This window comes from Parasalinivibrio latis, assembly GCF_036825535.1.
Classification (GTDB): Bacteria; Pseudomonadota; Gammaproteobacteria; order Enterobacterales; family Vibrionaceae; genus Parasalinivibrio; species Parasalinivibrio latis.
In genome coordinates this window covers 782,387-795,067 of record NZ_CP098812.1, presented here as the reverse complement: position 1 = coordinate 795,067, position 12,681 = coordinate 782,387, and the positions used below count along the sequence as shown (strand labels likewise).

13 protein-coding genes are annotated in these 12,681 nt (G+C 50.4%); 6 read left to right on the top strand and 7 right to left on the bottom strand.

Annotated elements, in window-relative coordinates; genetic code table 11:
* The first annotated feature begins 102 nt into the window (after positions 1–102).
* Positions 103–1,017 (top strand): recombination-associated protein RdgC, encoded by a 915-nt coding sequence (gene rdgC, locus NF212_RS03930; protein ID WP_197280197.1) that lies wholly within the window; start codon positions 103–105, stop codon positions 1,015–1,017.
* Positions 1,018–1,084: 67 nt separating this feature from the next.
* Here rdgC and NF212_RS03925 read toward each other — a convergent pair whose 3' ends face one another.
* From NF212_RS03925 to NF212_RS03905, 5 genes are all read right to left on the bottom strand, one after another.
* Positions 1,085–1,453 (bottom strand): helix-turn-helix domain-containing protein, encoded by a 369-nt coding sequence (locus NF212_RS03925; RefSeq protein ID WP_434359007.1) that lies wholly within the window; start codon positions 1,451–1,453, stop codon positions 1,085–1,087.
* A gap of 10 nt (positions 1,454–1,463) precedes the next feature.
* Positions 1,464–1,739, bottom strand: coding sequence for a type II toxin-antitoxin system HigB family toxin (locus tag NF212_RS03920; protein ID WP_434359005.1), 276 nt, complete (start codon positions 1,737–1,739; stop codon positions 1,464–1,466).
* A gap of 333 nt (positions 1,740–2,072) precedes the next feature.
* Positions 2,073–4,160 carry an elongation factor G gene (gene fusA / locus NF212_RS03915; RefSeq protein WP_434359003.1) on the bottom strand — a complete coding sequence of 696 codons (2,088 nt, stop codon included), beginning with the start codon at positions 4,158–4,160 and terminating at the stop codon, positions 2,073–2,075.
* A gap of 307 nt (positions 4,161–4,467) precedes the next feature.
* Complete coding sequence (locus NF212_RS03910) at positions 4,468–4,941, bottom strand: NfeD family protein (protein ID WP_434359001.1); 474 nt, start codon at positions 4,939–4,941, stop codon at positions 4,468–4,470.
* Between the two features lie 2 nt (positions 4,942–4,943).
* A complete protein-coding gene (locus tag NF212_RS03905) occupies positions 4,944–5,897 on the bottom strand; it encodes an SPFH domain-containing protein (RefSeq protein ID WP_434358999.1) in 954 nt (317 codons plus the stop codon).
* A 240-nt stretch (positions 5,898–6,137) separates the two neighbouring features.
* Here NF212_RS03905 and yegQ point away from each other — a divergent pair, with 240 nt between their 5' ends.
* Positions 6,138–7,523, top strand: coding sequence for a tRNA 5-hydroxyuridine modification protein YegQ (gene yegQ / locus NF212_RS03900; protein ID WP_434358997.1), 1,386 nt, complete (start codon positions 6,138–6,140; stop codon positions 7,521–7,523).
* Position 7,524: 1 nt separating this feature from the next.
* Positions 7,525–7,782 carry a YfhL family 4Fe-4S dicluster ferredoxin gene (locus NF212_RS03895; RefSeq protein ID WP_434358995.1) on the top strand — a complete coding sequence of 86 codons (258 nt, stop codon included), beginning with the start codon at positions 7,525–7,527 and terminating at the stop codon, positions 7,780–7,782.
* A 150-nt stretch (positions 7,783–7,932) separates the two neighbouring features.
* Here NF212_RS03895 and NF212_RS03890 read toward each other — a convergent pair whose 3' ends face one another.
* On the bottom strand, positions 7,933–8,769 hold the full coding sequence (locus NF212_RS03890; protein ID WP_434358993.1) for a GDSL-type esterase/lipase family protein: 837 nt from the start codon (positions 8,767–8,769) through the stop codon (positions 7,933–7,935).
* A gap of 49 nt (positions 8,770–8,818) precedes the next feature.
* Positions 8,819–9,526 carry an N-acetylmannosamine-6-phosphate 2-epimerase gene (locus NF212_RS03885; protein ID WP_434360824.1) on the bottom strand — a complete coding sequence of 236 codons (708 nt, stop codon included), beginning with the start codon at positions 9,524–9,526 and terminating at the stop codon, positions 8,819–8,821.
* 253 nt (positions 9,527–9,779) lie between these two features.
* Here NF212_RS03885 and NF212_RS03880 point away from each other — a divergent pair, with 253 nt between their 5' ends.
* The 3 genes from NF212_RS03880 to NF212_RS03870 are packed head-to-tail and all read left to right on the top strand — an operon-like array spanning position 9,780 to position 12,608.
* Positions 9,780–10,745 carry a sialic acid TRAP transporter substrate-binding protein SiaP gene (locus tag NF212_RS03880; RefSeq protein ID WP_434358991.1) on the top strand — a complete coding sequence of 322 codons (966 nt, stop codon included), beginning with the start codon at positions 9,780–9,782 and terminating at the stop codon, positions 10,743–10,745.
* Positions 10,746–10,800: 55 nt separating this feature from the next.
* Entirely contained in the window at positions 10,801–11,322 is a 522-nt protein-coding gene (locus NF212_RS03875; protein WP_434358989.1) for a TRAP transporter small permease, read from the top strand.
* Between the two features lie 2 nt (positions 11,323–11,324).
* Positions 11,325–12,608, top strand: coding sequence for a TRAP transporter large permease (locus NF212_RS03870; RefSeq protein WP_434358987.1), 1,284 nt, complete (start codon positions 11,325–11,327; stop codon positions 12,606–12,608).
* The last annotated feature ends 73 nt before the right edge of the window (positions 12,609–12,681 follow it).

Sequence of the window (12,681 nt, the reverse complement as noted above, 5' to 3'; positions counted from 1 at the left end):
AATTTGAATCGGGACTGATTTTACTCCAATTGGAGCGACATTCTGCGCGCAATGCAATACCATAACCGCCTCGCTCATTTAACTGGATAAAGCTTCGCCATGATGTGGTTTAAGAATTTGCTCGTATATCGCTTCACCCGCGATATCGACCTTGATGCTGACCAGCTGGAAAAGCAGCTGGAAGAGTTCCGTTTTACCCCTTGCGGCAGCCAGGACAAGCAGAAGTTCGGCTGGTCCCATGCAATGGGCAAACAGGGTGACATGTACACCCATGTGGCAGACGGCAATATCCTGATCTGTGCGCGCAAGGAAGAAAAGATCCTGCCGGCTTCTGTGGTTAAAGAAGCACTGGATGCCAAAGCGGAAGCGATGGAGAAAGAAGCAGGCAAGCCGCTGAGTAAGAAAGACAAGAACGGCTTGAAGGACGATATCATTATCGACCTGCTGCCACGCGCTTTCAGCCGCCACAGCAAAATGTATGCGCTGATCATGCCAAAACGCGGCCTGATCGTGGTAGATGGCAGCTCGTTCAAGAAAGCGGAAGATATGCTTGCCCTGTTGCGTAAATCCATCGGCAGTCTCCCGGTAGTACCGGTAGAAACTGACAAGCCGGTTGAACTGGCAATGACCGAGTGGGTTCGCTCCGGCTATGCCCCAAAAGGCTTCACCATTGCTGACGAAGCAGAACTGAAAGCGATGCTGGAAGAAGGCGGTATCATCCGCTGCAAGAAGCAAGACCTTGGCAGTGATGAAATCCTGGCGCACATTGAAGCGGAAAAGCTGGTGACCAAGCTGGCGATGAACTGGCAGGAGCGTCTCGACTTTATGCTGTGCGAGGATTTCTCCATCAAGCGCCTGAAGTTTGCTGATGAGCTGCGTGACCAGAATGACGATATCGACCGCGAAGACATGGCACAGCGCTTCGATGCTGACTTCTCGCTGATGTGCGGCGAGCTAGGTGCGTTCCTGGACAACCTGATTGAAGAGCTCGGCGGCATCGACAAACAGCAGGGCTAACCAGCCTAAAAATGAAATTCCAAAAGGGCCATAACGGCCCTTTTGTTCAACAGATTGGTAAGTTTGTTCAGCGGACTAACTGATATTCCGCAACAAGGCTCTGAAGTGGGATATGCAATCCGTTATGAAGCTTTCTGATCATATTGATGGTGAGTCTTCTTTTCCGGTTAAGCACTTCACTCACCCGGCTGCGCTGGCCTAGATAAGGCACCAGATCTGCATCCACCAAGCCCAGTTGCTCCATCCTGAATTTTATCGCCTCAACCGGATCTGGCGCTGCTATCTGGAACGTCGATTCCTCATACGCCTCAACCAAAATCCCCAGTACTTCCAGCTCATCCCCTTCTGGTGTGCCTGGCTCCGCATCCCAAAGAGTCTCTATCCGCATCAAAGCAGCCTGGTGCTCAAAGTCTGTTTTTATCGGCTTGATTGACATACTCACTTCCTTAAACGGAGACAGCATCGATTTTGTCATACTGGGCATGAGTGCCGACAAAACGAATGTAGCACATGGCAAATTTGTAATTCACTGCAACGATCAATCGATACTTGTTTCCGTGAATATTGAAAACCACACGGTTGTTTGCCACAAAACTGGCATTTCTATACTTGTCTTTTATATCAGCAGGTGATTGCCAACTTGCCTGTTTTGCCTCATCAAACCACGCTTTTAACGGCTGTTCAGCATCTCTGTATGCCGATTTTTCCCAAAACTCTCTCAATGTAGCCCGAGAGATAATCCTCATAACAAATCCCTTCTATTTCCCATTATGGGAAATGATTGTTTTTTAGTCAATACAGTGTCCGTACAGGGAAATGAAAGTAGATTTTTGAGGGTTCAGAAAGCAATACCCGGTTACCGTTATTCGGATGGACAACACTCATCCGGTTGTAACGGCATCAGGTTATACCTGTAGAGTTTAATATCAACCGGGTTATTTCACTGGCCATAAACCTCTCAAAAGAGATCCTTCCGCTTAAGCATCCGGAATAACCATAAAAAAACCCGCCGTTTCCGGCGGGTTTTTGGTTAAAGCGTAGTGTTAAGTAATAAATTACTTAGCAGCGTTACGTTCTTTAACTTCAGCGATAACTTTTTCAGCTACGTTGTTCGGACATGGTGCGTAGTGTGAGAACTCCATAGAGAACTGACCACGACCAGAAGTCATAGTACGCAGGGTACCGATGTAACCGAACATTTCTGACAGTGGTACATCACCCTTGATGCGAACACCAGTAACACCAGCTTGCTGGTCTTTGATCATGCCGCGACGACGGTTAAGGTCACCGATTACGTCACCAACGTGATCTTCTGGAGTGAACACGTCAACCTTCATGATAGGCTCAAGCAGCTGTGGGCCGGCCTTAGGCATAGATTGACGGAACGCACCCTTAGCTGCGATTTCAAACGCGATCGCAGAGGAGTCAACTGCGTGGAAGCCACCGTCGAACAGTTCAACTTCAACGTCAAGAACAGGGAAGCCAGCCATAGGACCAGTTTCCATCATTTCCTTGAAGCCTTTTTCGATTGCAGGCCAGAATTCCTTAGGAACGTTACCGCCAACAACAGAAGAAGTGAACGCGAAGCCTGAGCCTTGCTCGCCTGGCTTGATGCGGTAGTCGATCTTACCGAACTGACCAGAACCACCAGACTGCTTCTTGTGAGTGTAGCTGTCTTCAACTGGCTTGGTGATAGTTTCACGGTAAGCAACCTGTGGAGCACCTACAGTCAGCTCAACGCCGTGTGTACGCTTCAGGATGTCAACCTTGATGTCCAGGTGCAGCTCACCCATACCTTTCAGGATGGTTTCGCCAGTTTCCTGGTCAGATTCAACCTGGAATGATGGATCTTCAGAAACCATCTTGCCCAGTGCAACACCCAGCTTCTCAGAAGCGCCCTTGTCCTTAGGAGCAACAGCGATAGAGATTACTGGTTCTGGGAAGATCATTGGTTCCAGAGTACATTCGTGCTTAGGATCACACAGAGTGTGACCAGTCTTAACTGCCTTCATACCAACAACAGCGATGATGTCACCTGCGTGTGCAGAATCGATCTCGTTACGGTCGTTAGCGTGCATCTCAACCATACGGCCGATACGCTCAGTCTTACCAGTTGCACTGTTCAGGATGGTGTCACCCTTCTTCATCTTACCAGAGTAGATACGGATGAAGGTCAGGGCACCGAAGCGGTCGTCCATGATCTTGAACGCCAGAGCGCGCAGTGGCTCGTCTTCAGATACAGTTGCAACTTCGCCAGTTGGCTCACCAGTTTCTGGGTTAGTCAGAGGCTGTGGGTCAACTTCAGTTGGAGATGGCAGGTAATCAACTACTGCGTCCAGAACCAGCTGGATACCTTTGTTCTTATAAGCAGAACCACAGTAAGTTGGGAAGAATGCCAGGTCGCGGGTACCCTTACGGATACAACGCTTGATGTCTTCTACAGAAGGCTCTTCACCTTCCATGTAAGCCATCATCAGTTCGTCGTCTTGCTCAACGGCAGTTTCGATCATCTGCTCGCGGTAAGCTTCAACGTCGTCAACCATTTCAGCTGGTACATCTTCAACAGAGTAGTTTTCTGGCAGGCCAGAATCATCCCAGATGTATGCTTTACGGCTCAGTACGTCTACAACGCCCTTGAAGTCATCTTCGATGCCGATTGGCAGAGTCATTACCAGTGGAGTTGCGCCCAGAACGTTCTTAACCTGGTCACATACACGGTAGAAGTCTGCACCCATACGGTCCAGCTTGTTTACGAAGATCAGACGTGAAACGCGTGATTCGTCAGCGTAACGCCAGTTAGTTTCTGACTGAGGCTCAACACCGCCTGAACCACAGAATACACCAACACCGCCGTCCAGAACTTTCAGTGAACGGTATACTTCGATGGTGAAGTCAACGTGTCCTGGAGTATCGATGATATTCAGACGATGATCATTCCAGAAACAGGTAGTTGCAGCTGACTGGATTGTGATACCACGCTCAGCTTCCTGCTCCATGAAGTCAGTAGTAGAAGTACCGTCGTGGGTGTCACCGATCTTGTGGATCTTACCAGTGAGCTTAAGGATACGCTCGGTAGTTGTAGTTTTACCCGCGTCAACGTGAGCAAAAATACCGATATTTCTGTATTTTGATAAGTCAGTCATGATTCAACTTTGTTCGCTTAGTTTATAACGTGCGCGCAGTATGCCACAAACTCCCGAAAAACCACACATCAAAGCTTGAATGTCACTATAAATTTTCACCCCGGCAACGAATGAACGCAGCCGACTGGGAAAAATAAAAAAAAACCGCTCCGGCTCCCGGAAACGATCATTTTGAATGCAACATTAAATTTGATGAATAATTTTTATTTAATCAGCGAGTTACGGCAACCTCTGTCTCTAAGATGAGAGCGGGGATGATTCCTTCCCCGCGCCATCGGCTTAGAATTCTGCGTAATTCTAGCCTCATTTACACTTCTTCGACAATAAACTTTCCAACTTCTACCCCAACAACCTTCACTTTGTCGCCAATATGCAACGAAAGATCCTGGCAGTGTTGAGCCAGTTCAAGCTGCCACTGGATACCGGAATAAGATACTGCTGAAGGCACGCCTTTTTCCAATGGAGAGGAAAGCGTGAATTCGAGCCCGATAAAGTCACTGGAGGTATTTACCGGTTCCCGTTTTACATTTTGTGCCCGTTTCATTGGCCCCCACAAAAACAACGTAAGAAGCCCAGCACCTACCCCACTGGATGCCACCAGCGCTGTCATGGTTTCCGGGATCACCCCCGCCATGGACAGCAAACCTGTCAGGGTTGCAGATGCACCGAGAGCCAGCAAAACGATAGTGGACAGCCCCAGCAGCCAGACTTCTACCGCCAGCAATACCATGCCGATAATCAATGTCAGCTGTGCCGGGGAGATATTCAGGGCTTCTGCCATATTCAGCTTCCTTTCTGAGTTTTGTTCAGTTGGTTAATAATGGTCATGGCTTCTGCGACAATAGAAGACGCGTTGGAACTGCTTTCCGGCAGGAGCACCACAGAAGACTCTTTTGCAATCGCCTGCTTGGCAGAAATTGCCTGGCCAGCAAGATCCAACTGGATCGCCTTCTGGCCTTCATCGGTCGCGGCTACGCGGCCAACCACTTCCAGTGATTCTGCTTTTGCCTGGGCAACGGCCAAAATGGCCTGAGCCTCACCTTCTGCGCGAAGAATTTGCTCCGCTTTATCTGCTTCCGCTGCCAGTACCTGGGCTGCTTTCTCACCCTCAGCAATATTTACTGCCGACTGGCGCTTACCTTCAGATTCCAGAATAACAGCACGCTTTTCACGCTCTGCCTTCATCTGGCGTTCCATGGCATCGAGGACTGAGCGAGGTGGTTCAATATCCTTTATTTCATAACGCAGTACCTGGACACCCCAAGGCGCAGACGCTTCGTTTATGGAAGAGACAATCGCAGTATTCAGGCTTTCACGCTCTTCAAAGGTTTTATCCAGCTCCAGCTTGCCCACTTCACTACGCATGGTAGTTTGCGCCAATTGGGTCACAGAGAAGATATAGTCATCAACACCGTAGCTCGCTTTGAAAGGGTCAATGACCTTGATATAAAGCACGCCATCAACCACCAGTGAGATATTGTCACGGGTAATGGCCGACTGGCTAGGTACGTCATAAGCCTGCTCTTTCAGGGTCTGGGTATACGCCACACGGTCAATAAGCGGAACCAGGAAATTCAGACCGGCTTCCATCGTTTTGTTGTATTTCCCAAAGCGCTCAACAACAACAGCCGTGTTCTGCGGAACGAACTTCACTGCTGCCCGCAGTACAATGACTATCAAAATAGCCAGCACCACCCACACATTGACCAAAGACAATACCAGCTTTAGCGGATCCATATCGTTGTTCCTCTTGTGAAAAAATTGGTATTACAAACAATTAAGCCAAGTGTATTCCAGGGAATACATTGATAAAAGCAATAGATAACTATGCAACCCTGTCTTGTTAACTGCCTCTAAACTTAGCCGGTAGTGACCCCTTGATTGTTTTGTGGCGTGGCTCACAGTACAATCGCGCCACCCCATACCACCAGGTGGTATGGCCTGATTTGCAATCAGACTTACAGGAATAATGTGAAGATGTCGAACTCTACCCCTTTTGTCCCAGAGCTGCTGTCACCTGCCGGTAGCCTTAAAAACATGCGCTACGCGTTTGCTTACGGTGCCGATGCCGTTTATGCCGGCCAGCCACGCTACAGCCTCCGCGTACGTAACAACGAATTCAACCACGAGAACCTGAAACTCGGTATCGATGAGGCCCATGCCCTCGGCAAGAAGTTCTACGTGGTCTGCAATATCGCACCCCACAACTCTAAGCTGAAAACCTTTATTCGTGACCTCAAGCCGGTTGTTGACATGGGCCCTGATGCCCTGATTATGTCTGACCCGGGCCTGATCATGATGGTGCGTGAAGCATTCCCGGAAATGGCAATCCACCTGTCTGTCCAGGCGAATGCCGTTAACTGGGCAACCGTAAAATTCTGGGAAAAGCAGGGTGTAGAGCGTGTGATCCTGTCACGCGAGCTGTCGCTGGATGAAATCGAAGAAGTCCGCGAGCAGTGCCCGAATATGGAAATTGAAATCTTCGTCCACGGCGCACTGTGTATGGCTTATTCAGGCCGCTGCCTGCTGTCTGGCTACATCAACAAGCGTGACCCTAACCAGGGTACCTGCACCAATGCCTGCCGATGGGATTACAAGATCCATGAGGCCAAAGAAGACGAAGCCGGCCAGATTGTAGAAGTCCAGGAAGTGACCCCGACCCTGGGTGTGGGCGAGCCAACTGACGAAGTTGTCCTGCTTGAAGAAGGCCGCCGTCCGGGTGAACTGATGGCTGCGTTCGAAGACGAGCATGGCACCTACATCATGAACTCCAAGGACCTGCGTGCCATCCAGCACGTAGAACGCCTGACTAAAATGGGCGTGCACTCGCTGAAAATCGAAGGCCGTACCAAGTCCTTCTATTACTGTGCCCGTACCGCCCAGGTATACCGCAAGGCGATCGACGACGCCGTTGCCGGCAAGTCATTTGACGAAACCCTGATGACCACGCTGGAAAGCCTGGCTCACCGTGGTTACACCGAAGGCTTCCTGCGCCGCCACGTTCACAGCGAATACCAGAACTACGACTACGGTTATTCCATTTCAGACACCCAGCAGTTTGTAGGTGAGTTTACCGGCAAACGCCGCGATGGCATGGCGGAAGTGGAAGTGAAGAACAAGTTCGTTCTCGGTGACGAGATGGAACTGATGACGCCTCAGGGCAACATTGTCTTCAAGCTGGACACCATGGAAAACCGCAAGAGCGAAGCCATTGATGATGCCAAGGGCAATGGTCACTTTGTCTATATCCCGGTTCCGGAAGATGTTGAGCTGGATTACGCCCTGCTGATGCGCAACCTTCACGATGGCGCAAATACACGCAATCCGCATGCAGTAAAAGAAACCGCAGAGGCTGCAAAGTAATATGGCCCTGCTTATCACGGATACCTGCACCGCGTGCGATATGTGTGAACCGGAATGCCCGAACGATGCAATATCGTTCGGTGCCGAGATCTATGAGATCGACCCGGACCGCTGTACTGAGTGTGTAGGCCACTACGACAAGCCAACCTGCCAGTCGGTCTGCCCTATCACCAACTGCATCATTATCGATCCGCAGCGGGTGGAAACACAGGAAGAGCTGCTGGAAAAGTTCGTCATCGTTCAAGGGTTGACGGAATAACAAAAAAGGGCCGGATGGCCCTTTTCTGTATCTCGCTGTCAGCAGTGAGATCAGAGTGGTGAGCCAAAATCAAAGCCCCGTATCTCAACTTCGGCTCTTGTACTTTATCTCGCCACTCGCCACTCATAACTCGTTACATGTTTCTGTCCATCACTTCCCAACGATTTCCTCTATCACCTCTCCCCACGCAACATAAGCAGCGCCATTGAGATGTAAGTCATCCGTGCTGAATTGGGTTGAAAGAACGCCACCTGGGCAAAGGGTTTGGGTCAAATCTATGTAACGGCAGCCCTTCTCGGTACACATGGCCTGAAGCTCTTGGTTTAATTCGGTCACTTTCGGGTTCAGCCAATCAATGCTTGCCCCGACATAAAGCGTCGATTGCACGACTACCTCTATACCGGCTTGTAGCCAGCCGTCGACAAGCTTCCGGTAGTTGACCATGACTTCGTTTAATTCCATGCCTTGCGACAGATCGTTAATGCCGGCCATTACAAACACAGTATCCGGGTTTACCTGATTAACCGTGTATGCCCGGAGCAACATCCCTTTAGTGGTATCTCCGGCAATGCCGCGGTTTACCACCCGGCAGCCGGTCAGGATTTCATGCCAGGGTGCCCATTCGGTAATCGAGTCACCAAACATCACCATATCAGCATCCGTCCCAAATGTTTCATGGCATGACAGGCAGTGGAGGTAACGCCCGAAGCTGTGCCCGGTCTGGTTAATGCTGAGACTTTTACCCAACGCCACGATTTTTTCAGAATCAGGGAGATCCCCCAGGGAAGCGAGAATCCCATCAGCCTGACGTAAAATCAACCCGGACTGAGAATCAAAAGGAGACCCTGCAATAGCTTCGAGTAACGCATCCACAAATACATAGACAGAAGACGGCTTTGTTGAAAGCCGGGAATAAAGCTCAAAAAGGTTAAGGGCTTCCCCGGACTCCGATGCCGACACAACATACTGCCTGATCTGTTCTTTCATCCCTTGTTTCCTGTTGCGGTAGATTCACTGGTTAAATTGTTCAGGGATGTTACGCCAGTGCCTCACTGCACCCGGCCTGTATGGTCGCGGAATTAAACCACTCTGTCACATGTTCAAGCCGGGTAATCGCGGAGCCCACTGTCACCGCCAGCGCCCCATGGCGAATTGCCTCGGCAGCCAGTTCCGGCGTATTAAAACGTCCCTCGGCCATGGTAAGGAATCCGGCCTGCACAAAACGGGTGATAAGTTCAAAATCGGGGTTTTCCGGCACATCTCCACCGACATATCCTGAAAGCGTGGTACCGATAAATTCAACACCGTGGGCATGTGACCACTCACCGTCTTCAAAGCAGGAACAATCAGCCATTGCCAGGCAGCCGGATGAGCGGATTGCCTCAACCAGAAACTCCCGTGGTTCCGGGCGGATTCGGTCCGTCGCGTCAAAGGCAATGATAGTTGCACCCGCATTGGCGAGATCCTGAACATCACGTACATAGGCAGTGATCCGAACCGGGCTGTCAGCCAAATCCCGTTTCACAATTCCGATAACAGGAATACTGACGGCCTTTGCCACAGCAGCAACATTTTTCACCCCCTGTATGCGCAATGCAGGCGCACCGGCCTGCTCCGCGGCAATGGCCATCGCAACGATGATTTCCGTATTGTCGAGCGGGCTGCCTTCCACCGGTTGGATGGAAACAACTGTTTTATTTTTTAGGCATTCTTTCAGAGCTTCAAGCTGTCTATTTTCTTTCATTTCAATCATCCCTTCTTCCTGAGGAATTCATAAGAAATAACTATAAATCCTTTGGAAATAATGCTTTGAAGAATATATCCGTATCGGTTTTTTCAGACCGGAGTACGTTTTCTGTTCAGGATCACAAATCGGGAATGTCCAATTTGAAATCCATCTTGTCAGAAAGAATAATCAAGCTCAAAGAATATTTTCATTTCTTTTGAAAAAAATTTTTATTCCAATAACCACACCAAAAAAAGCAAAGGGAAACGCTATGAAAAGATTGAATGCCATCACCGTCGCGCTCCTGACCGTGGGTTTTGCTGCCGGCGCTCAAGCAGAAATGACGTTAAAAATGGGCATGCAAGCGGCAGTAGGATCGGTTGAATACAACTCGGCAACGATTCTGGCGGACACCATTGAAGAGTTGAGTAACGGCGAGATGAAACTGGCGCTTTACCCAAGCGCACAACTGGGCGATGACCGCGCCATGATGCAACAGCTTTCCATGGGCGACCTGGATATCACCTACGCTGAGTTTGGCCGTATCGGCCTGTGGATCCCGCGAGCAGAAGCGGTAGCCCTGCCTTATGTGGTAAAAGACTACGAACACATCCGCCGTATTTTTGATTCCGAGTTCGGCCAGGACATTCAGAAAGAGATGCTGCAGAACTTCAGCTGGCGCGCCCTGGATACCTGGTACAACGGCACCCGGCAGACAACCTCCAACCGCCCTCTGAACAACAAGGATGACTTCAAAGGCCTGAAACTGCGCGTGCCGAACGCCAAACCAAACCTCGAATACGCCAAGCTCTCCGGCGCAGCACCAACCCCGATGGCGTTCTCTGAAGTCTACCTGGCGCTGCAAACCAATGCGGTAGACGGCCAGGAAAACCCACTTCCAGCCATCAATACCATGAAGTTCTATGAAGTGCAGGCCAACCTGGCAATTACCAACCACATCGTGAATGACCAGATTGTGCTGATGTCCGAGATGACCTGGCAAAAACTCAACGATGAGCAAAAGGCTGTTATCGAGCAAGCGGTAGCTAAGGCAGGTGCAGCCCATACCGCTTCCGTGAAGAAGCAGGAAGAAGAGTTGATCACTTTCTTTAAGGAGGAAGGCGTCAACGTTACTTATCCGGATCTGGAGCCTTTCCGTCAGGCCATGCAGCCTCTGTATGACCAGTTCGACAAGAAGATCGGCCAGAAACTGGTTAACAAACTCGCGACCATGTAAACCACCTCTCTCTATCCCGACATGAGGGCCTCCGGGCCCTCACAAGGAGCCAAGGATGCTACGCAAAATCTATGACAACCTGGAAGAGATCATCACCGTCCCGCTGATGGCTTCCCTGTTGGCCGTTCTTACCTGGCAGATCTCCTCCCGCTGGATCCTCAACTCGCCTTCTCTGTGGAGTGAAGAACTTGCCAGCGTGCTCTTTATGCATATGGCCCTAATCGGCTGTGCCATTGCTGTTAAACGAGACTCTCACGTAAAGATCACTTTCTTTGCAGACAAACTGCCAGAGCTTCCCCGTTTCGTACTGATGTTCACCCTGGAAATCGCAGTACTGGTTTCCATGTTTGCCATGATTTATCTTGGCTACCAGCACGTTCAGCGTACAGCCTTTTTTGAGCTCATCACCCTTGGCATTTCCAGCAAATGGATGAACTACAGCCTGGTCATCGGTGGTTGCTTCATGGTACTTCGCCAGACCGAAAGAATGTGGTACCTGCTTAATGCCTATCGCACAGGTACGCTGCCAAAACCGGAATTTGAAGAACAACAAGCCCTGGCTGGAGAAAGGAGTTAATCATGGCCGCTTCCATTTTTGGCTGGCTGGGCCTGCTGTTTGCGGGTATGCCGGTCGGTTTTTCCCTGATTTTTATCGCACTGGTCTTTCTGGTTTTCACCCAGAGCACCGGTATTAACTTTGCAGCCCAACAGATGCTCGGCGGCATCAATAACTTTACCCTGTTGGCGGTACCTTTCTTTGTCCTGACCGGCCACCTGATGAACAGCGCCGGCATCACCGAGCGTATTTTCAACTTTGCCAAATCTGTGGTTGGACACGTTACCGGCAGCCTCGGCCACGTTAATATCCTCGCCAGCCTGCTGTTCTCCGGTATGTCCGGCTCTGCATTGGCTGATGCCGGTGGCCTTGGCCAGCTGGAAATTAAATCCATGCGCGACGCCAAATATCATGACGATTTTGCCGGTGGCCTGACTGCCGCATCCTGTATTATCGGCCCGCTGGTTCCACCTTCGGTTCCTCTGGTCATCTACGGTGTGGTATCGAATACCTCTATCGGAGCCCTGTTCCTGGCGGGAGCAATTCCGGGCATTATGTGCTGTGTGGCGTTGATGGTGATGAGCTACTTCATCTGTAAAAAACGCGGTTACATGACACTGCCGAAAGCCTCCCGCAGCGACCGCCTCAAATCCTTCAAAGAAGCCTTCCTGTCTTTGCTGACCCCGGTCATCATTATCGGCGGTATTTTCTCCGGCAAGTTCACCCCGACAGAAGCAGCGGTTGTGTCTTCACTTTACGCCCTCTTCCTCGGTACCGTGGTTTACAAGTCACTGACCCTCACAGGTTTTGTCCACATCCTGAGAGAGACAGTAAACACCACCGCAGTGGTTGCCCTGATGGTTATCGGTGTTACGGTCTTTGGCTGGATTGTCGCCCGTGAGCAGTTGCCACAACTGATGGCAGAATACTTCCTGGCAATCAGCGACAACCCGCTGATACTGCTGCTCCTGATTAACCTGTTGCTGCTGTTCCTGGGAACCTTTATTGAATCCCTCGCGCTGCTTCTGATGCTGGTACCTTTCCTTGTGCCGGTCGCTACCGCTGTGGGTATTGACCCGGTCCATTTCGGTGTGATGGCAATCCTTAACCTGATGATTGGCATCCTGACACCACCGATGGGCATGGCGCTCTATGTAGTATCCAAAGTAGGTGACATTCCGTTCCACGTGCTTACCCGCGGCATACTGCCACTGCTGGTACCACTTTTCATCGTACTGGCACTGATTGCCATCTTCCCTCAGTTCACCCTGTTCCTGCCTCAGCTGATGTTGGGTTACGGAAGCTAAACCCCGGATCCCCTGTAGCCAGATGGCTACAGGGGATCGAACCGGAATCATTTCACATACATAGGGTTAAAGT